The organism is Roseomonas sp. WA12 (assembly GCF_054165765.1).
In genome coordinates, this window is record NZ_CM135108.1 from 1 (window position 1) to 20,826 (window position 20,826).

Annotated in this window: 15 protein-coding genes and 1 pseudogene; 10 read left to right on the forward strand and 6 right to left on the reverse strand. The window is 65.4% G+C overall.

The features are described 5' to 3' along the window. The 5 genes from dnaA to gyrB all read left to right on the forward strand — a co-directional run bounded on the left by dnaA (nt 1) and on the right by gyrB (nt 7,373). On the forward strand, nt 1–1,500 hold the full coding sequence (gene dnaA, locus ACVBD7_RS00005; protein ID WP_458095467.1) for a chromosomal replication initiator protein DnaA: 1,500 nt from the start codon (nt 1–3) through the stop codon (nt 1,498–1,500). Between the two features lie 16 nt (nt 1,501–1,516). After that, nucleotides 1,517–2,188, forward strand: a complete 672-nt coding sequence (locus tag ACVBD7_RS00010) for an SDR family NAD(P)-dependent oxidoreductase (RefSeq protein ID WP_458095468.1) — start codon at nt 1,517–1,519, stop codon at nt 2,186–2,188. A 101-nt stretch (nt 2,189–2,289) separates the two neighbouring features. Next, entirely contained in the window at nt 2,290–3,417 is a 1,128-nt protein-coding gene (gene dnaN, locus ACVBD7_RS00015) for a DNA polymerase III subunit beta (protein WP_458095469.1), read from the forward strand. Nucleotides 3,418–3,565: 148 nt separating this feature from the next. After that, nucleotides 3,566–4,711 (forward strand): DNA replication/repair protein RecF, encoded by a 1,146-nt coding sequence (gene recF / locus ACVBD7_RS00020; protein WP_458095470.1) that lies wholly within the window; start codon nt 3,566–3,568, stop codon nt 4,709–4,711. Nucleotides 4,712–4,916: 205 nt separating this feature from the next. Beyond that, the gene (gene gyrB, locus ACVBD7_RS00025; RefSeq protein WP_458095471.1) at nt 4,917–7,373 is read left to right on the forward strand and encodes a DNA topoisomerase (ATP-hydrolyzing) subunit B; all 2,457 of its coding nucleotides are present in this window, start codon (nt 4,917–4,919) and stop codon (nt 7,371–7,373) included. A 228-nt stretch (nt 7,374–7,601) separates the two neighbouring features. On the opposite strand, the gene ACVBD7_RS00030 is transcribed toward gyrB, so the two are convergent. Beyond that, nucleotides 7,602–9,014, reverse strand: a complete 1,413-nt coding sequence (locus tag ACVBD7_RS00030) for a hemolysin family protein (RefSeq protein WP_458095472.1) — start codon at nt 9,012–9,014, stop codon at nt 7,602–7,604. 569 nt (nt 9,015–9,583) lie between these two features. On the opposite strand from ACVBD7_RS00030, the gene ACVBD7_RS00035 reads away from it, so the two are divergent. Both ACVBD7_RS00035 and ACVBD7_RS00040 read left to right on the forward strand, forming a co-directional pair. After that, nucleotides 9,584–10,051, forward strand: coding sequence for a tripartite tricarboxylate transporter TctB family protein (locus ACVBD7_RS00035; protein ID WP_458095473.1), 468 nt, complete (start codon nt 9,584–9,586; stop codon nt 10,049–10,051). A 32-nt stretch (nt 10,052–10,083) separates the two neighbouring features. Further along, on the forward strand, nt 10,084–11,583 hold the full coding sequence (locus ACVBD7_RS00040; RefSeq protein WP_458095474.1) for a tripartite tricarboxylate transporter permease: 1,500 nt from the start codon (nt 10,084–10,086) through the stop codon (nt 11,581–11,583). A 136-nt stretch (nt 11,584–11,719) separates the two neighbouring features. Here ACVBD7_RS00040 and ACVBD7_RS00045 read toward each other — a convergent pair whose 3' ends face one another. After that, entirely contained in the window at nt 11,720–13,081 is a 1,362-nt protein-coding gene (locus ACVBD7_RS00045; RefSeq protein WP_458095475.1) for an ATP-binding protein, read from the reverse strand. Continuing rightward, nucleotides 13,078–13,755, reverse strand: coding sequence for a response regulator (locus ACVBD7_RS00050; protein ID WP_458095476.1), 678 nt, complete (start codon nt 13,753–13,755; stop codon nt 13,078–13,080). Before ACVBD7_RS00050 ends, ACVBD7_RS00045 begins: the two co-directional genes overlap by 4 nt. A 259-nt stretch (nt 13,756–14,014) precedes the next feature. Here ACVBD7_RS00050 and ACVBD7_RS00055 point away from each other — a divergent pair, with 259 nt between their 5' ends. The 3 genes from ACVBD7_RS00055 (at nt 14,015) to ACVBD7_RS00065 (ending at nt 18,703) form a co-directional block, all read left to right on the forward strand. Beyond that, on the forward strand, nt 14,015–16,315 hold the full coding sequence (locus ACVBD7_RS00055) for a helix-turn-helix domain-containing protein (protein WP_458095477.1): 2,301 nt from the start codon (nt 14,015–14,017) through the stop codon (nt 16,313–16,315). 223 nt (nt 16,316–16,538) lie between these two features. Next, a complete protein-coding gene (locus tag ACVBD7_RS00060; protein ID WP_458095478.1) occupies nt 16,539–16,868 on the forward strand; it encodes a hypothetical protein in 330 nt (109 codons plus the stop codon). Nucleotides 16,869–17,554: 686 nt separating this feature from the next. Further along, complete coding sequence (locus tag ACVBD7_RS00065; RefSeq protein WP_458095479.1) at nt 17,555–18,703, forward strand: DUF2252 family protein; 1,149 nt, start codon at nt 17,555–17,557, stop codon at nt 18,701–18,703. Between the two features lie 139 nt (nt 18,704–18,842). Here the strand turns inward: ACVBD7_RS00065 and ACVBD7_RS00070 are convergent. The 3 genes and pseudogenes from ACVBD7_RS00070 to ACVBD7_RS00080 form a co-directional block, all read right to left on the reverse strand. Further along, nucleotides 18,843–18,917, reverse strand: a pseudogene (locus ACVBD7_RS00070) (hypothetical protein); the annotation flags it as partial. 120 nt (nt 18,918–19,037) lie between these two features. Further along, on the reverse strand, nt 19,038–19,937 hold the full coding sequence (locus ACVBD7_RS00075; RefSeq protein WP_458095480.1) for an SMP-30/gluconolactonase/LRE family protein: 900 nt from the start codon (nt 19,935–19,937) through the stop codon (nt 19,038–19,040). 35 nt (nt 19,938–19,972) lie between these two features. After that, nucleotides 19,973–20,737, reverse strand: a complete 765-nt coding sequence (locus ACVBD7_RS00080; RefSeq protein WP_458095481.1) for an IclR family transcriptional regulator — start codon at nt 20,735–20,737, stop codon at nt 19,973–19,975. Between the last annotated feature and the right edge of the window lie 89 nt (nt 20,738–20,826).

Genomic DNA, 20,826 nt, shown 5'->3' on the forward strand with positions numbered 1-20,826 from the left:
ATGCCGGAACAGCACGCCAATGCCGCGTCCGCCGTCCCCGCTTCCGGTATCGCCGAGGAAGGACGCCTGGATGCCGCCTGGGCGCGCATCCGCGGCCGCCTTCGCGAGGAGGTCGGCGAGGCCGAGTACCGCACCTGGCTGCGCCAGCTCACCCTCGCCGGCGTCGAGGGCGAGGAAGCCATCGTCTATGTTCCCACCCGTTTCCTGCGCGATTGGCTGCGCGGCCAGTACGGCGACCGGCTGCGCGCCCTGTGGCAGGCCGAGGCAGTGGGCGTGCGCCGCGTGGACATCCGCGTCGCCACCCCCGGCGCGGCCCGTGACGTCGGCCAGGGGGCAGCGCTGGGCGCTGCCCCGGCGATCGACGGCACCGAGCTCGCCGAACCTCTTTCCGCCACCCGCCCCGCCGGCGAAGCGCGCGCCGAGGCAGCCAAGCCCGATGGCCGCAGCGCCGAGACGCGCAGCGACTGGGCCGCGCCGCTCGACCCGCGCTTCACCTTCGACACCTTCATCGTCGGCAAGCCCAACGAGTTCGCCCATGCCTGCGCCCGGCGCGTGGCCGAGAAGCCGAACTCCCCCGGCTTCAACCCGCTGTTCCTCTATGGCGGTGTCGGGCTGGGCAAGACGCATCTGATGCACTCGATTGCCTGGGCGATCCGCGAGCCGCAGGCCGGTCTGCCCGTGCGCTCGGTGGCCTATATGTCCGCCGAGAAGTTCATGTACCGCTTCATCGCCGCGCTGCGCTCGCAGTCCACGATGGAGTTCAAGGAAAGCCTCCGCTCCGTCGACGTTCTGATGATCGACGACCTGCAGTTCCTGATCGGCAAGGACAACACGCAGGAGGAGTTCTTCCACACCTTCAATGCGCTGGTGGACCAGGGCAAGCAGATCGTCGTCTCCTCCGACAAGCCGCCGAGCGACCTGGCCGGGCTGGAGGATCGCCTCCGCACCCGCCTGGGATGCGGCATGGTCGCCGACATCCACGCCACCACCTACGAGCTCCGCATCTCCATTCTGGAGAGCAAGGCCAACACCGCCCAGGTGGATGTGCCCGCCCGCGTGCTGGAGTTTCTTGCGCACAAGATCACCTCGAACGTGCGCGAGCTGGAAGGCGCCCTGAACCGCCTGATCGCCCATGCCAACCTCTTCGGCCGCCCCGTCACCCTGGAATCCTGCCAGGAGGTGCTGCACGACATCCTGCGCGCCCATGATCGCCGCGTGACGATCGAGGAAATCCAGAAGCGGGTCTCCGAGCACTACAACATCCGCATCAGCGACATGTCCTCCGCCCGCCGCGCCCGCAACGTGGCCCGCCCACGGCAGGTGGCGATGTATCTCTCCAAGCAGCTCACCTCCCGCTCGCTACCCGAGATCGGCCGCCGCTTCGGCAACCGCGACCACACCACGGTCATGCACGCCGTCTCCCGCGTCGCGGAGCTGATGCAGGGCGATGCCGGTTTCGCCGAGGATGTCGAGCTGCTGCGGCGGATGCTCGAGACCTGATCCTGGCAGACGCTCGGTGACGGCGACGGTCGTCGTTGGCGCATCCGGCGGTATTGGGGCCGCGCTCTGCGCGGTGCTGGAGGAGGAGGACCGGCCGGTGCTGCGCCTGGGCCGCCGCACCCACCCTGCGCTCGACCTGCTTGATGAGGCGAGCATTGCGGCCGCGGCCGAGGCGGCTGGCACCGGTCTTACCCTGGTGATCGACGCCACCGGCTTTCTCCATGACGTGAGCCACCGGCCCGAAAAGAGCCTGCGCGAGGTGGATCCCAGCCACATGGCCCGAAGCTTCGCGATCAACGCCACCGGCCCAGCCCTTTTGATGAAGCACTTCCTGCCGCGTCTTGCGCGGGACCAGCGGGCGGTCTTCGCCACCCTTTCGGCACGGGTGGGCAGCATCTCCGACAACCGGCTGGGCGGGTGGCACAGCTACCGTGCCGCAAAGGCGGCGCTGAACCAGGTCGTCCGCACCGCCGCCATCGAACTGGCCCGCACGCACCGGCAGGCCACCCTCGTTGCGCTCCACCCCGGAACGGTGGACACGGGCCTCTCGGCCCCTTTCGCGAAGACGGGGCTGGAGGTGCGAACGCCGGTCGAGGCGGCGCGACGCCTCGTCGCGGTGATCGACGCGCTGACGCCCGAGCGGAGCGGCCTGCTGTTGGACATCGAGGGCGCGCCCATCCCGTTCTGACGGCGTCCTCGTTCCGGCCAAGGCTTCACGCCCCGTTTTCAAGATGATACGAGGCTCATCCGGGGGCTTCTCGCCCTCGATGCGGTGCGGGGGTGGCTGCGATGAAGTTCACGGTGGACCGAGCGGTGCTCCTGAAGGCCCTCGCCCATGTCCAGAGCGTGGTGGAGCGGCGCAACACCATCCCCATCCTGGCCAATGTGCTGCTGGATGCCGGCAAGGATGGCCTGCGCCTGACCGCGACCGACATGGAGATCGCCATCGTCGAGGAGGTCGCCGGCGTCGAGGTGGGCCGTGAAGGCCGCTGCACCGCGCCCGCCGCGACCCTGTTCGAGATCGTCCGCAAGCTGCCCGAGGGCGCGAAGGTCGAACTGGACCACAAGGGCGGTGACGCCCCGCTGGCGCTCCGCGCAGGCCGCTACAACACCAGCCTGATGGTCCTGCCGGTGGAGGATTTTCCCTCCATGACCGAGGGCAAGCTGCCCCACAAGTTCAACGTGACGGCCGGCATGCTGCGGGATCTCGTGGATCGCACCCGCTTCGCCATCTCCACCGAGGAGACGCGCTACTACCTCAACGGCATCTACCTGCACGCGACCGAGGTTGATGGGGTGAAGGTGCTGCGCGCCGTCGCCACCGACGGCCACCGCCTGGCCCGCGTGGAGGAGCCGCTTCCCGAGGGCGCCGAAGGCATGCCGGGCGTCATCGTTCCCCGCAAGACCATCGCCGAGCTGCGCAAGCTGGCGGAGGAGGCGATGGAGGAGATCGAGATGCGGCTTTCCGACACGAAGCTGCAGATCCGGATCGGCACCGTGACGCTGACCAGCAAGCTGATCGACGGCACTTTCCCCGACTACGAGCGGGTGATCCCCAAGGGGAACGACCGCCTGCTCTCGGTGAACAAGGCCGCCTTCGCCGCCGCCGTGGATCGCGTGGCCGCCATCAGCAGCGAGCGCTCGCGCCCCGTGAAGCTGTCCCTCGAGAAGAACCACCTCCTCCTCACCGCCGCCTCGCCCGAGCAGGGCCAGGCGCAGGAGGAGCTGGAGGGCGACACGGTCACCTACGATTCCGCCCCGCTCGAGATTGGCTTCCAGGCCCGCTATCTGAAGGACATCACGGACCAGGTGGACGGCACGGTGGAGTTCCGCTTTGCCGACGGCTCCGCCCCCACCATCGTGCAGGATGCCTCGAAGCCCGAGGCGCTCTACGTCCTCATGCCGATGCGGGTCTGACTCCGCCTCGCACCATCAGGCGCTCTTGGGCGCCTCTTCAAACATCCCGGCCCGCCGGTGCGTCTCCCTGGCGCGTCGGCGGTGTTCTCATCGCCGGCTCGGCCCGTCATGCCGCCTCTCCGGGCCCGGCTTCTCCTCCTGGCACCCTGTGACCCCCTCCCTTCGCCTCACCCGCCTGCAGCTGCAGGATTTCCGCAACCACGCGCGCACCGCCCTGCGGTTCTCGGCGGGGATCGTGGTGATCGCGGGGGAGAATGGCTCGGGCAAGACCAACCTGCTGGAGGCGATCAGTCTGCTCGGCCCCGGCCGCGGGCTGCGCAATGCAAGGATCGCCGAACTCGGCCGCCATGTGGGGGAGGGAGCCCTGCCCTGGGCCATCTCCGGCCGCTTCGAGGGGCCGGAGGGCGAGTTCGACCTGGGCACCGGCACGGCCCATGACGGCCCCGCCGAAAAGCGCGCCTTCCGCCTGAACGGCGATACCGTGAAGACCCAGGCGGAGCTTGGCCGGTTGGTCGCCGCTGTCTGGCTCACCCCGCAGATGGATCGGCTGTTCCAGGAGGCCGCCTCCGGCCGCCGCCGCTTCCTCGACCGGCTGGTCTGGGCGTTGGACCCGAACCATGCCCGCGAGGTCTCGGCCTATGAGAACGCCATGACCCAGCGCAACCGCCTGCTGGCCGATGGCCGCGACGGCACCCGCGTGGAGCCGCGCTGGCTGGAGGGGCTGGAGGACGCCATGGCGCGCCACGGCGTGGCGCTGACGGCCGCCAGGCGGTCGCTCATCGCCCAGCTGAACGGCACCCTGGCCGGCGGCGTGGCGGGCGCCTTTCCGGCCGCCCTGTGCGCCCTGGAATGCGAGACGGCGGCCGCGCTGGAGAGCCGGTCCGCGCTGGAGGTGGAGGACGAACTCCGGCAGTCCCTCGCTGCGCGCCGCGGGCGCGATGCCTCGGCGGGTATGGCGCTCTCGGGCCCGCATCGCTGCGACCTGCGCCTGTCCCACCTGCCAAAAGGCGTCCCGGCCGAGCTGTGCTCCACCGGGGAGCAGAAGGCGCTGCTGATCTCCACCGTGCTGGCTCATTCCGCACTGATCGCCGCCGCCCGCGGCTTCGCGCCCCTGCTGCTGCTGGACGAGATCGCGGCGCATCTGGACGCGACACGGCGGGAGGCCCTGTTCGCGGCTCTGGCCAACCTCCCGGCACAGAGCTTCCTAACCGGGACGGAGCCGGAAGTATTCGCCTCCTTGGAGAGGGTAGCGGAGCGGTTCTCGATCGGGGCAGATGGGGTGATCGCGGAGTAGGCGGGGCGCCTTGTCGCCCCGGCCTGCGCGCACTGCCCGGATGGGGCTGAAATCCCCGGTAAACGGGCGGAATCGCCAGGATTAACCCGCGCTAACCATGGCTTCACGCGCGCGGAATCCTTATATTGTCGAGAGACGATTCCGTTGCAGCCGCGCGCCCGCCTCCTCGCCGAGGGCGGCGCGGCCCGAGAGGTTCCTACCCCGCATGACCGAGTCCACCCGCGCCGCCCATAAGGCCGAGGTCGCCGCCGCCGGCGCCGACGGCGCCTATGACAGCGCCTCCATCACCGTGCTGCGCGGCCTGGAGGCCGTCCGCAAGCGCCCGGGCATGTATATCGGCGACACCGACGATGGTTCGGGCCTTCATCACATGGCCTTCGAGATCATCGACAACGCGGTGGACGAGGCCCAGGCCGGTTACGCCAATGTCTGCACCGCCGTGCTGAACGGCGATGGCAGCGTGACAGTGACCGATGACGGGCGCGGCATCCCGACCGACATCCATGCCGAAGAGGGTGTCTCCGCTGCGGAGGTGGTGCTGACGCGCCTGCATGCCGGCGGCAAGTTCAACCAGAACTCCTACAAGGTGTCCGGCGGGCTGCACGGCGTGGGCGCGGCGGTGGTGAACGCGCTTTCCGAATGGATGGAGGTCCGCATCTGGCGCGGTGGCCAGGAGCACTTCATCCGCTTCGAGTATGGCGAGACGGTGCAGCCGCTGATCGTGGTGGGGCCGAGCGACCATCCCACGGGCACGCAGGTCACCTTCAAGCCCTCCGCCGAGACCTTCACCAAGGTAGAGTTCGAGTTTGCCATTCTGGAGAAGCGCCTGCGCGAGCTGGCCTTCCTCAACTCCGGCCTGAAGATCCATCTGCGCGACGAGCGTCACACGCCCGTGCAGGAGGCCAACTTCCACTTCGAGGGCGGTCTCGTCGCCTTTGTCGAGTGGATGGACGCCGCCGAGGACCCGCTGTTCAAGCCGCCCGTCTCCTTCGCCAGCAAGGAGACCGATGGAATCCGCGTGGAAATGGCAATGTGGTGGAACCGCTCGCCGCGCGAGCGCACGCTCTGCTTCACCAACAACATCCCGCAGCGCGACGGCGGCACCCACCAGGCCGGCTTCCGCCAGGCACTCACCCGCGTGGTGACGAAATACGCCGCCGAGTTGGCGAAGAAGGAGAAGGTCGAGCTCTCGGGCGAGGACATGCGCGAGGGCCTGTCCTGCATCCTCTCCGTGAAGGTGCCGGACCCGAAGTTCAGCAGCCAGACCAAGGACAAGCTCGTCTCCTCCGAGGTGCAGCCCGTCGTCCACATGGCCGTCGCCGATGCGCTGAGCCACTGGTTCGAGACGCATCCGAAGGAGGCCAAGCTCGTCCTCGACCAGGTCGTGCTCTCGGCCGTCGCACGCCGCGCGGCGCAGATGGCGCGCGAGAAGGTGGGGCGGAAGAACGCCCTCGATATCTCCACGCTGCCGGGCAAGCTTGCCGACTGCCAGGAGAAGGACCCGTCGAAGTCCGAGCTGTTCCTCGTCGAGGGTGACAGCGCCGGCGGCTCCGCCAAGCAGGGCCGCAACCGCGCCAACCAGGCCATCCTGCCGCTCAAGGGCAAGATCCTGAATGTGGAGCGCGCGCGGATGGACAAGATGCTCTCCTCCGCCGAGGTGGGCACGCTGATCACCGCGCTCGGCGCCGGCATCGGCGCGCGGGATCCGGACCGGCCGAACATGCCGTTCTTCGACCCGAACAAGCTGCGCTACCACCGCATCGTCATCATGACGGACGCCGATGTGGACGGCTCCCACATCCGCACGTTGCTGCTCACCTTCTTCTTTCGGCAGATGCCGGAGCTGATCGAGCGCGGCTATCTCTACATCGCCCAGCCGCCCCTCTATCGCGCCAAGCGCGGCAATGAGGAGCGCTACCTCAAGGACGACCGCGCGCTCGAGGAGTACCTGCTCGAGAAGGCGTTGAGCGGTGCGCGCCTGGTCTATTCCGACGGGCGTGAGGTGAACGGCGATGAGCTGCGCGTCGCGGTGGACGACCTGCGCAATGCTTCCCGCCGGATCCGTCGCCTGACGAACAGCGTGCCGGCCGAGATCGTGGAGCAGGCTGCCATCGCCGGTGCCCTGGGCGTGGAGCCCGCTCCGGATGCCGCGGCCCGCCTCGTTGCCCGGCTGAACGAGCTGGCGGCGCCGACCGAGCGCAGCTGGAAGGCCACGTTGGACGACGGGGGCCTGCGCGTCTTCCGCCAGGTGCGCGGCGTAACCGAGAGCCATCACCTCGATCCGATCGCGCTGCGCTCGATCGAGGGGCGCTGGCTGGAGGAGCGGCGTGACCGTCTCGCCGCCGATTTCGCCGGCCCCGCAACGCTGCACTTCGACGCGCAGCGGCAGGAGGTACGCGGCCCAATGGCGGCGCTCGACCGCATCCTCGGCCAGGGCCGCAAGGGGCTAGCCGTGCAGCGCTTCAAGGGTCTCGGCGAGATGAACCCGGAGCAGCTCTGGAAGACCACGCTGGACCCGGAGGCGCGGACGCTGCTGCGCGTCGAGGTTGAGGATGCTGACGATGCCGGCCGGGTCTTCTCCACGCTGATGGGCGACGTGGTGGAGCCGCGCCGCGAGTTCATCGTGGGCAACGCGCTGAAGGTCGCCAATCTCGACGTCTGAGCCGAGTTGCCAGTGACACCCGTAGGGTGTCCTGGCACCCGCCATTCTGTTCATGTGCTGGCAGAGGATGAGAGCTTTCTGCCCAACAGCAGCGCCGTGGATAGGACCACGATGCAGATAACTGGGAAGGGCTCAAGAAGCGCGATAACGGAGGTTGCGGAAGCGTTGGCCCGCATCCAGGCTGTGACGGCAACCGTCCGTTCTTCGAATATGCCCGACGCTGCAATGCTACCGCACCGGCGGACCACTTCCGGGCCGGTGGGTGGCCAGGATCAAGCCCTGGTTCACCGGAAGGGCCAGGACTTTGTCGATCCGCCGTCCATCAAGGTCGACCACTTCGAACTGCCAGCTGTCCACCTCGACCGTGTCGCCGACTTTGGGCAGGCGTTTCATGGCATCCAGCATGAACCCCGCCACGGTCTGATAGCTGCGGTCCGGGGGTATCGACAAGCTGAGCGTATCCACCATTTCGTCAGCAGGCATCCAGCCAGCGAGTAGCCAGGAGCCGTCTTCCCGGCGGACGGCAGCCTGCTCGTCACCAGGATCCTCATCAGAGCGGAAGCTGCCAACGATAGCCTCCGTCAGGTCCGTGGGTGTCACCAGCCCTTCGAAGTGGCCGTACTCGTCGTGGACAAGCGCCATCGGTACCTCCGCCATTCGCAACGTCGACAGGATCTCCAGTGCCTCGGCAGTGTCTGGCACGACGGGTGCGGTCCGGGCCATGGCGCGTGGATCGAGCGTCTCTCCGCGGAGCATGGCAGCCAGGAGTTCGCGCGACTGAACGACACCGATGACGACGTCTGGGGAGCCGTCGATGACGGGGAGGCGCGAATGCGCCGTCCGCATCAATACGTCCGTCATGGCGCCCAGGCTTCCCGCGGCATCGATCCAGTCCACATCGCCGCGAGGCGTCATCACGCCCTTCACGGGGCGATCGCCCAACCGGAGCACGCCTGCGATCATGTGGCGCTCGGCGGACTCGATCGAGCCGTGCCGCTCCGCCTCGGTGATGAGCGAGCGCACGTCATCCTGCGTGACCTTCTCCTCCGGCTCGTCCCCCCGGCCAAGCAGGCGAAAGATCAGCCTCGCCGAGTTGTCCAACAGCCAGACCAGCGGAGCGGCGACCTTGGACATCGTATTCATCAAGGGCGCCATGGTGCAGGCGAGCCCCTCGGCGTTGCTCAGGGCCAGGCGCTTGGGCACCAGCTCACCGACCACAATCGAGAGGTACGTCACCACGGCGACCACGCCACCGAACCCGGCAGGGTCAGCGACCGACTGAGGGACACCCAGGCCAACCAGCCAGGCCGTCAGCTGCCCGCCAAGAGCGGCCCCGGAGAAGGCTCCTGCTAGGACGCCGACCAGGGTGATGCCGATCTGTACGGTGGACAGAAAACGACCGGGATCGGAGGCAAGGGCTAGCGCCGTTCTTGCTCCTGGCCGTCCCTCTTCCGCCATCGCCCGAAGCCTTGAACGGCGGGCCGAGACCACCGCCAGCTCGGAGAGGGAAAACACCCCGTTCAGGACGACAAGAACGAGGACGATGGCAATCTCTAACAGAACAACCTCCGGAGTATGTGGGCACGATGTGCCCTGGACTGCTCGCCGGAGAACATGCCGCGCAGCACGTTGTGCTCTCATCGCAGCCGAGAGCGATCAGGCGAGCATCCCACCATACAGTAATGGGTCCTCTAAGGACAGCTGTGCCAAGTAAAAGTTGTTCGGCAATGATGTTTCGTACAAACACATGTGCCGTGCATATATGCATGAAGGCTGTTTGGAATCGTAATATTTGAGCGGCTTTGGTGTGTATTGATACATATACTATAAAAGTTCCTGTTCTAAACTTGTGACAGAAAGAACCCGTCACTACGGTGCGCCTCTCATTCGGGAGAGGCGCGTTCGAGCGCAGGTGACCACGCAGATGGTCAGTCCGAACATAAGTGCCTGGGAAGAGGGACGTGCATCCCTTGGGCGCTCTTGTTCCGGACACCATTGGTCGCGGCCTGCGCAAGGACGTCCGTACGCACTCCAAATCGCGAGATTGAGGGTGGAGGGTCATGAAGATAGGCGTCAAAGATCTATGGGCGGGAGGCATACTTATCTTCCTCGCCCTCGTAGGCCTCCTCATCAACGGAGGTCTGTTCGGGTTAGGGTTGGACGCACACCCGCTGGGCACCGCGCGCCGTATGGGCCCGGGATACATGCCCATGCTCGTGTTCTGGCTGCAGCTCGGCCTCGGCTGTCTGGTCGTCTTCAACGCCTTCTCCAACGGCCCGGATCCGATGGAACGCTGGACGAAGCTGGATCTCACGACACTGGCTATCAGCGTCAGCGCAGGTGTCATCATCTGGCGGCTGATGGAGGCCGTGGGTTACAACAACAACTATATCCAGGTCGGAGCCGCTTGCTTCGTTGCGCTAATGATCCTGGCCATCTCGCCTGCATGGCGCCCCCTCGGCCTTGTGCTCGCCTCGTTCGCGATTTTCGGCCTCTTCCTTGAGCCGCTCGGATTGATCCTCGCGCTGGTTGGCCTGTGCGTCGTCTCGGCGCTTGCGGATCGTGACCATAACCCGGTGAGCGTGATCGCGATGACCGTGTCCCTCTGCATCATCTGCTGGTTCGTCTTCATCTACGAGCTCGATGTGCGTGTCCCTCTGTGGCCGACCATTTTCTAAGCCGCCAGGAATAGGAAAGGCCAAGACAATCCATGGAACTGATAACCAATCTGGCGCACGGCTTCTCGGTCGCGCTTACGATGGACAACCTGCTCTTCGCGCTGCTCGGCGCGCTGATCGGGACCGCCATCGGCGTTCTGCCGGGCATCGGCCCCGTGGCCACCATTTCGCTGCTGCTGCCCGTGACGTTCGGGCAACCCGCGACGACTGCTATCATCATGCTGGCGGGCATCTATTACGGCGCGCAGTACGGCGGCTCCACCACCGCCATCCTGCTTAACCTTCCAGGTGAGGTGTCATCGGTGGTGACGGCCCTGGATGGGTACAAAATGGCGAGGAAGGGCCGCGCGGGGGCAGCCCTGACCATCGCGGCCTGCGGCTCCTTCTTCGCCGGCTCGGTCGCCACGCTGCTCGTTGCCTGGTCCGGCCCTGCGCTGACCTCGGTCGCATTGTCCTTCGGCCCGGCAGACTACTTCTCGCTCATGCTGCTCGGCCTGATCATCTCCGCGGTGCTGGCCCAGGGCTCGATCCTGAAGTCGATCGCCATGGTGGTGCTCGGCGTCGCTCTCGGCCTGGTCGGCACGGACGTGCAGACCGGCCAGCAACGCTTCACCTTCGGTGTGCCTGAGCTGTCGGACGGCCTCGGCTTCGTCTCGATCGCCATGGGCATCTTCGGCATCGGCGAGATCATCCTGAACCTCGAGCGCCCCGAGGCCCGCAGCGTGATGTCCGGCAAGGTCGGCAGCCTGTGGCTGACCCGGGAGGAGTTCCGGCGCTCCGTCCCATCCGTTCTGCGCGGCACGGTGGTGGGTTCCGTGCTCGGCATCCTGCCGGGCGGTGGTGCGGCCCTTGCAGCTTTCGGCTCCTACATGATGGAGAGAAAGCTCTCCAGGTACGGGCACGAGTTCGGCAGCGGTGCGATCGAGGGCGTGGCCGGTCCGGAGTCTGCGAACAACGCCGCGGCCCAGACCTCCTTTATCCCGCTGCTCACGCTCGGCATCCCGGCCAACGCCGTGATGGCGCTCATGGTCGGCGCGCTGATCATCCAGGGCATCCAGCCAGGCCCCCGCATGGTGGAGGCCCAGCCGGACCTGTTCTGGGGCCTGATCTGCTCGATGTGGGTTGGCAACCTCATGCTGCTCGTCATCAACCTGCCGCTAATCGGCATGTGGGTGAAGCTGCTGGCGGTGCCCTACAAGTACCTCTACCCGGCGATCCTCATGTTCTGCGCGATCGGCGTGTACTCGCTGAACAACTCGGTCTTCGATGTGTACCAGACCCTGTTCTTCGGCATCCTCGGCTACATCTTCTCCAAGCTGAAGATGGAGGCGGCCCCGCTGCTCATCGGCTTCGTGCTCGGCCCGATGATGGAGGAGCACCTCCGCCGCGCAATGCTGCTCTCGCGCGGCGATCCCACCATCTTCTTGGAGCGACCGATCAGTGCCTGCTTAATTGCTCTGGCAGTCCTTACTCTACTCGCCATGCTCCTGCCCTCGCTCCGCTCGGGGAAGGACAAGGCCCTGGCGGAATAGAGCCAAGCACATCGATGCGAATTGGGCGTCCCGGGACAACCGGGGCGCCCTTTCGCTTTTCAGGAGCTGACATTGCCGCCACTTCCGGCCGAGGCGGTGAACAGGTGGCTTCACCCATGATGTCCGGCAACTTGGTCTACTCGTGGTGGTCGGTCGGGAAGGTCCAGGTGACGACCAGACCTGGTGCAGCATCACCCAGCGTGATTTCGGATCCATGTGCGACAGCCACTGCACGAACGAAACTCAATCCAAGGCCCGCTCCCGCTACCGCCGCCGTCTGCGGTAGGCGGATGAAACGCTCGAAGACAACATCCCGCTGCTCGGCCGGTATGCCGGGCCCATTGTCGATCACCTGAACCTCAATGCCCACGTCAGTGATGCAAGCCTTCAGATCCACCCGTCCACCCGGCTGGGCATATTTGGTGGCGTTGTCGACGAGGTTCCCGACTGCCTGGAAGACGAGGTTCTGATCGCCAACGACCACGAGGTCAGGCTGGATATCGGCGTTCAGCTCTACAGCCCGCTCCTCGGAGGCCGGTCCAAACACCTCGGCAACATCGGAAAGAACCTGCGTGAGGTCGATCGCTCGTCTTGTGGCCAAGCTGCCCCGGCTCTCGATACGCGCGATCCGCAGGACGGAGTCAAAGAGCGTGACAAGTTTCTGGGCTTCCTCGACCGCGGCGTCGGCTTGTGGCGGAACGGTCCCGGGAAGTGTGCGCCTAAGGTCGCTCAGGTCGGCATGAAGCCTTGCAAGCGGCGTCCGCAGTTCATGGGCTATCGTGTCGGATGCACTCCGAAAGGAGTCGAGCAGCTGCTGAATCCGGTCCAGCATGAGGTTCAGGGTCATGGCGAGTTTGTCGAAATCGTCGCCACTCTCCCGGATCGGTATCCGCTCTTCGAGATGACCCGACATGATCCGCCGTGCCGTCATGCCAATGGCGTCGATCCTCTGGCCGATGACATAACTCATCACCGCACCACCCAGGAGGCCGAACGGCAGGGAACCCAATACCATCCAGGTTGCCGCGCTCGTAACCGTCGCACGGCGCTGAACAAGATCCTCGATGTCGTAACCGATGAGCAGGCGTCCACCATCGAACAATCGAGAGTCGTAGACGAGCGCGGTATGGTCGTCTTCCTCTCCATTGAGCCTGGTATCAGCTTCAAACTGCAACCAGGCTTCGCTACCTCGTGGCGGCACCCGCTCCAGGTTGCTCGCGACAGTCTGCCCAGATGCAGACATCACGACGTGATACGGCTTCCTGCCGCCCTCCGCAGGCCCTCTGGCGAGGAGGGCGGAGACGAGTGCATCTGTACCTTCCGAGCGATATACGGCGCCGAGATCTCTCGCCTCGACATAGACGGACGTTTTGATGTCCTGAATGGGTCGAACGACGTTGTGGAAGAAGTACATGAAGAACATCAGCGCCACCGAGGCCCCGAACACCAAGGTGTAGAGGAGCGTCGAACGGAACGAGAGGCTGCTGCTGACCCTCACGGATCATCCCGCAGGATGTACCCTGCGCCCCGAACCGTGTGTATCAGATGCCTTGGGAAGTCCCGGTCGACCTTCTGCCTGAGCTTGCTCATGAATTGATCGACGATATTCGTCTGCGGCTCGAAGCTGTATTCCCATACTCTTTCAAGCAGCATCGACCGGGTCACGACCCGGTTGGCGCTACGGGCGAGAACCTCGAGAAGGCGGAATTCCCGTGGGGTGAGTTCGATCAGCTTGCCCGATCGCTTGACGGTCCTTGCAAGCAAGTTGATCTCGAGATCGGCGACCACGAGCCGCGTCTCCTCGTTGCTGGCCCGCTGCCTGCGGCCGAGGACTGCAACTCGGGCAAGGAGCTCCGTCATCGCAAAAGGTTTGGTGAGGTAATCATCCGCCCCGCTCTCGAGACCATGGACACGCTCCTCGACATCCCCGAGTGCCGTCAACATCAGGACAGGGGTGTCGTTTCCCGCGCCGCGCAGCGTTCGGAGAAGGCTGATTCCGCCGAGCCGCGGTAACATCCGGTCCAGGATTATGAGGTCATAATCCTCCAGGGTAGCCTGGATCAGAGCGCGCTTCCCATCGTCGTGGTGGTCGACGATGTGGCTCGCCTCACGGAGCCCCTTGGCAACATACGAAGCGACCCGCTCGTCGTCTTCGATCAACAGGATCTGCATGCCGGTACCGTGCCCACGGGCACGCACCCTGTGCAAGGGTTCGCCGAAGGCTCCAACATTTACGCAAGTAAATCTCTCCCCCATCTGGTCTAGAACACCCGTGGTTATCCGGGGGAATGGCCCTTCCTCTCCTGAATGCCAGCACCTCCACAACTGTACTCTGCCCCAGACCATCCGGCTCCGGCGGGCTGATCGGGTTGCGGTGGCTGATAGCCTGCTCACGGAGGGACCTCCCCTCCCAGCCGACCTCGGGCGTCCTATGAAGGCCGACCTGGGTCTGGCGTTGGCCAGAGTTCGGGAGGGCGCCGGGCTGACGCAGCGGGAGCTGGCGGCGAGACTTTCGGTGCATCAAACCTCTTTGTCGCGGCTCGAGCAGGGAAGCCGGGGCTGCGACCCGTTGCTGCTGCGCCGCTACCTGCGGGCGGTCGGAACCAGGGAGGCCATAACGCTCCTCGCTTCGATCGAAGCGCCTTGGCGGCACCTGCCTGTTCCTTCGCTGCTACACCCCGATATCGATGCATTGTCAGGTATCGAGCAAGGCCTGTGCACGCTGGCCGACATTCAGCAGCGGTCTTCCGCCTCGCCAGGGATGATGAGCCTTGCCTCCCTTCTCTATGCAAGGCTGCGGAGAATAGGGCTCTTCCTGGTTCGGCGGGACCACCGGATCGCCTTCGTCGGCGAGGCGGGCAGCGGCAAGACCCTGGCCCTGTGCCGCTTGGCTGGACTGTTTCTTCACCCTCGCGACCAGGGTGATACCCGCCTCGCGCTCCTGGAGGTGGCTGGCGGGTCCAGGACCATTTGCGAGGTCGAGGTCAGGTCCGGCCGGGGTTTCTCAATCGAGGTAGAGCCGATGGATCCGGAGGAGGTCCAGCGCCATGTGCGAGACCTCTGCCGGGTCGTCACCGAGCGGAACAATTGGCTTGCAAGCGATGCCATCGCAATCCCCGTTGGACCGCCCCAGGAAGTCGAGAGAGCCCTGCTTTCGATGGCAGGCTTCCTGAAGGATGCGCCCAAGGATCCGGCGGGAAAGGAGGAAGCGATCGCAGGCCTTGCACGGCGCCTCCCGGGGAAGGAACTGCTCGCCGACATCATGGTGCGCCTCGCGCTCTGGCGACGGACGCGGAGAATTACCGAGTTCGACGGTGACGACTGCGACGCTGGTCGTGCCTGGCTGCAGGACACCTTTGCTGCGGTGTGCAGCGGGCGTCATCCCGACTTCCCGCTTCCCGCAAAGATCATCGTGACCGTTCCCGCCGATTTTTCCAATCTATCCTATCGGTGGAGCTTCACCGACACGCCTGGGACCCGCGGTGGTTCTCTGGAGCCGAGGCTCCTTCCTGTTCTGAGTGATCCAAGGACAATCTTGGTGTTCTGCTCACCTTGCAGATCGGCTCCGGACGAGGCCATCGCGCTCTTCCTGAGGTCTGTTCTGCAAACCCGGCGTGAAACCAACCTGGCGACCCGCGCAGCGATCCTGGTCACGGTACGTCAAGGTGATGCTGCAGGGCTGCCGGGCCCGAGTGGATCGGGTCCGCAGCAAGTCGTGCTCGATCTCGTCGAGCGGGAGACATCCATACAAGGAGCCCTTGCACGTCTCGGGATTGAGGATGTCAGTGTCCTTGCGTTCGACGCAGCTCGAGGCAACCGGGAGAACTTGGAGCAATTCTTTGCGGAGAGAGTCACGAGGCTCCGTAAGGAGTATCTCGACGATGCCACTGCTGTGTTGGCCGCCGTTGAGGAGCTTCGGTGCGCGCTTGGTTCTCCTGGCGCGCAGGCTCGACCTGAAGCCTTGCTCTCAAGCCTTCAAACCTTCACCGGCCACAATCAGGTCCTCCGCGGTGGCCTACTGGACGTGGGTGAGACCATTGTCGACGCTCTTAAGGGACTAAGCTCCCAGGCTGTGCGCGCGGTGATACATGGTCGAGGCGTCTCTCGAGCCGTGGACATCTATCACCATGTCGGATCCAGCACTGTTCGGGAGATTGCTCGTCGCCTTCCGCGGCTGGGAGTGCTCCTGGACGGGCGCTCGGAAGCTCGGTCCGAGGCTAGTACGGGCATAGGCCCGTTCACCTATACCAGCAGCGCTGTGCTTCTCGAGGTGACTGACCTGGAAGCAGACTTCCTCGCCGCTGTCGAGCGTTACGCAGGAGAGGCGTGGCGTCGCCATTTGTGGTCGGATTCGAGCTTCTGGTCCGGCTTGGAAGATCTCGATCTGACGGGTGTCCCCTTCAAGGAGCAGGATGTTAGCAGGCTTCGGTCCTGGATGGTCGACCATCAGTCCATAAGCGACGAGATCGAAGCTTTCATTCAACGCGCCTGGAGAGAGGTGCTCATCGATCGACTATCTTCGCCGTCCGGAGACGAGCGGCCACAACCAAGGTCCTCGGCCACCGCGCCAGGGACAGAAGCTGCAACGGCCTACAGCAGCGTGGCATCCTCTGAGCGGCGATGGCGCAACCGACGCGAAGGCGTCTCTAAGGGGCTGATGCTAGGCCGTGGTCGCGGCCTCACCGATGTCGATGCATTGCCCAGGAGTTCGGTATTTGGTCCCCGGAGTTGATCCAGCGATCGTTCGGTTTTCCGCGTCGCCGGGACCAAGGATCAGTTTTGGAGAGGTGGACTGGTTCGCACACGATCAGGTCCGACACCCGGTCATGGAGTAAGGCAGCCGAGCGCCCCCACGAGATCCGCGGCAGGGGCCGAGCTGCGGCCAGCAGGCAGTGCCCTCATCGGCCGTTGTCGCTGCTGATGATCTTGCGCTGGCCCTGCTTCGTGAAGGTGAGATGAACAAGTGGGAGACGTTCCTGCGGACTGCCCTTCCACGCCCGACAGAGGCTGATCGGGCTCGCCTCCAAGGCTTGTTGGGTGGGTACCTGCCGGATCGATACTGGCAGGTGGTATGCGAGAATCAGGGAAGGGTCCTGGAAAACGGAGAGTTCGAGCTGCTACGCGAGAGCGGAATCGATTTCGGAATGCTGCTGCTCGCCTCGCCTCCAGATGTCGTGGGCGATGGGTACTCCTGCTATTGCGTCGAGGACTGCTTCAAAGCCATGCAGGATCACTATCCGGCTGGTCTGCTCCCCTTCACCGACGACACTCACGGCAACTTTTGAGCGTTCGACTTCCGTGACCGGATTGCCGATCCCGCAGTCGTCCTCCTAGGCCGTGAGGAAGCGGACGATGTTGGGATCGTTATGCGGTCGACAGCTTCGATAGTTTTGTGAGGCTCGCCAGGGCCGAGTAGTAGGGCGCCTACACGGCTGCTTGCAGCAACATATGCTCAACCGGGACTGAGGTAGCCGAGGCCACCCTTTTCCCGATTTGACGAACAGCAGTGTTTATCTCGCAACCTCGGGGTGCCAGGCTCATCCTTGGACTCCAAGCGCGGTTTGGCCACTATGCGTGCTGGAGCGGGATGAGGCTTCACCTGGCCTAAGTGGACGCCATGGCCCGACTGCTTGCCGCGGTTTTCCGGGGGCCTGTCGGCAGATTCGTTCGTCGCGTCCGTTCGGAACACCCGAGGGGCAACTCCGATCGCCGAATGACGCATTGGGTATCCCGCGAACATCCGCCCAACCCTGTCGACATCCAGGTCAAAGGCGAGCTGGCCGAAGTGGTTCCGGGAAGCCGACCCATGAGGCTCGGGCATTAATTCCCGGTCATCCTACGGCACACGATCGCTGCGTACCCTCGACAGGACAGAGCGAGACGTCATTTCTGAGCGATGAAGCGTGAGCGAATCGCTGGTGTTGAACCCGATGGAAGAAGTGCCGCGCTGACGGCTCGGCGAAACCTCAAGATGGCGGAATCCGCGCACGCCTATGTGCGGGGCAGCACCGCGCGCTTCTACGACTGGCTTGAGCAGGCTGGCCGAACCAATCTTCCGGAAGGGCCGGGCGTCTGGATCGGTGGAGACTGCCATGTCGGTAACCTCGGGCCGATAGGTGGGGCTGATGGTGCTCTCGAAGTCCAGATCCGTGACCTCGACCAGACTGTCATCGGCAACCCGGCGCACGACCTTCTTCGGCTCGGCCTGTCCCTTGCCATGGCCGCCCGCGGATCCGATCTGCCGGGCGTGACCACTGCCCGCATGCTGGAAAGCATGGTCGCGGGATATGAGACCAGCTTCGAGCCGTCAGACCTGGAGGTACCGGTCCTGGTCCGGCCACCCGATCCAGTGAGGCGCCTTCTGCGGGATGCGGCCCGGCGCTCATGGAAGCACCTGGCGGACGAGCGCATAGAAGGCCTTGATCCCGTGATTCCACTCGGGCCGCGGTTCTGGCCGCTGCGCGACGACGAGCACGAGGCGATCGAGCACCTCGTCGCCTCCGAGGAGCTGCGCTCCCTCGTCGCGACCCTACGATCGGAAGGTGACGAAGAGGCGGTGACCCTGGTCGACAGTGCCTTCTGGCGGAAAGGATGCAGCTCCCTCGGCAACCTGCGATTGGCCGTACTCGTCTCGCTCCGTAGCCCCGGCGAGAAGAGGCTCCGCTACAGCCTTCTGGACGTGAAGGAAGCGATCACCGCCGCCGCACCGCGTTACGCCGATGCGATCATGCCGCGCGACAACGCGGTCCGTGTCGTGGAGGGGGCGCGCCACCTGTCGCCCAACCTGGGGCACCGGATGCTCGCCACGCGCCTGCTCGGCAAGGGCGTCTTCGTCCGAGAACTGTTGCCGCAGGACCTCAAGCTTGAGGTGGACCGCCTCGACCAGGAGGAGGCGGCCGAGATGGCCCGCTACCTCGCCACGATGGTTGGGCGGGCACATGCCCGGCAGATGAGCGCGACGGAGCGCAAGGCGTGGCTCGGCGAGTTGCAGCGGAATCGCTCCCGGACCCTCGATGCGCCGTCCTGGCTGTGGCGGGCGGTTGTGGACCTCGTGGCAAGTCATGAGGCTGCATATCTCGATCACTGCCGTCGGTACGCCCTCCAGCCGGCCTCAGCTTGACGGGGGAGGGGGCTAGTGGCGGCCCACTCACCGGTCTTCCCGGCTGGACTGTTAACGACCCAGCTCCGTTCCACCCGCCCTCCAGCCCTCGGCTAGCGAGCTGGGGATGGGTCAGAGCCTGGTCGAGGGTCTGGATAGCAGCGCAGGGCACTCCGGCAGCCTTCAGTGCCTCCAACCAGTGGGAAACGGGCTGCTCCGCGATGTGCTCCTGCACTACCCTCTCCTTCAAGCTGTACCTCTACGGCACGGCGTTCGTGCTGGAGGAGTTCTAAGAGGTCATCGCGGAGGGAGGGTCCAGTGTCGCGTTTGCTCCTACTCGGGACACCGCCTGCCCTCAGTGGAGGGATTCGTCCCACTCGGCTTGCAGGACGGAGCCTGTCTCGGACTCTGTGATGACGACCGTCCTGCCGTCGGGCTTGAACGTTAGGTTCGTGGTGGTTGATCCCTTGCAGGACCGCATCCGGGCCAGAGGCTCGCCCTGTGCGGACAGGATGAAGACCGACCCGAGCGAAGCGTGCGCGACAAGAAGGTTGCCCGAAGTGTCCATCGCCATACCGTCCGGGCCGCTGGTGCCGTGGAAGGACGCGAAGCGGCCGACCTTGGCTGTGCTCCCATCGGGGAGTAGCGGCAGACGCCACACCGCGTTGTCCCGCGTCATGGCGACGAAGAGGACATCCTCTTCCCGGGAGAGGACGAGCCCGTTCGGACTAGGCCCGTTGGACAGCAGGCAGTCGAGCTGGCCGCCCGACCGGAGGCGGTAGACGCGGCCCGTCGGATCGTGGAGTCCGCTCTGTCCTTGGTCAGTAAAGTAGAGATCGCCGTTCCGCGCGAAGACGAGATCGTTCGGGCCCTTGAAGCGCTCGGACTTGCGCCGCGCCAGCACCGGCTCAATCCGCCCCGTCGCGAGGTCAAGCGAGAGAATCCCTTGCTTGTAGTCGGCAACGAGAAGGCGATCCCCGTCCGGGTGCAGGGCCAGCCCGTTCGGCTCCCCGTCATACTGCGCGAGGCATGTCCACTGGCCGCCGGGGGAGATGCGAAAGATGCGGCCGTGCGGGATGTCGGTGACATGGAGATTGCCGTCCCGGTCGAAGCAGGGCCCCTCGAGAAAGCAGTCCACCGGCAGACTGCGCTTGTTGGCGCGCGACCACTCGCTGACGACAGGGCGGCGGAACTCCGCGGGCATCTCGGAGTGCATGCGGGTGGCGATCTCGCGGGGCTGGCTGAAGGGGGTCATCCGTTGGTCTCCGGTTCAGGCATGCGGTGGCAACCTCAACCGCCGAGGCTGCGCGACAGGAGCGCAGCTTCCGCGGTGATCAGGGCCGCTAATCCCTCATGATCCTCTGCTTCGAAGCGACTCCTCGGCCCGGTGATGCTGAGGGCTCCCACCAGGTGCCTTCCCCGCCCGAAGACAGGGGCTGCGACGGCTGCCGTCTCGGGGTCGCGCTCGCCGAGGGACAGGGACCACCCACGGGTTCGCACCGCGTCCTGGATCGGACCTGCCTCGCCCGTGTAGGCCGTCAGGACATGCCCGGCCGCGCCCCGGTCCAGCGGCAACGCGGCGCCTTCCTCTAGATGGTGCCGGATGAGCCGTGGAGATTGGTGACGGTACAGGCAGATCCGTCGTTCGCCCTCGCGGACGTAGAAGGCCGCCGTCTCGCCCGTGCGCTCGACGAGGCGTGAGAGAGCGGGCCGGACATGGTCGGCGAGGTCGAAGGCGTCGCGGTAGAGCAGGCCGAGGCGCAGAGGCGTCGGGCCAAGTCGGAACAGGCCGTCGGCGCCGCGATGGAGGTAGCCGAAGCGGTCGAGCGATGCGGCAAGGCGCAGGACGGTGCTGGGGTAGAGCCCCGTCCGGGCGGCGACCTCGGCAAGGGTCTGGCGCGGTGTGCTGTCCGAGAAAGCGTCGAGAATGGAAAGCGCACGTTCCACGGCCTCGACCCGCGGCCCCTCTACCTCTCGCGGGGCGTCGGTGTGCCGCACGGCCGAGCGAGGACGTCCGCGGCGGCGAGGCGGGGCGTTATCTCCCGGGGTGCTCACGCGATGCCTCCGAAGTTAGGTGGCGAGACCGGCATTTTGCTGTTGACGCAGCGAATGCCGCTTGGCTAGCTACTTTCGTAGGACAGAAA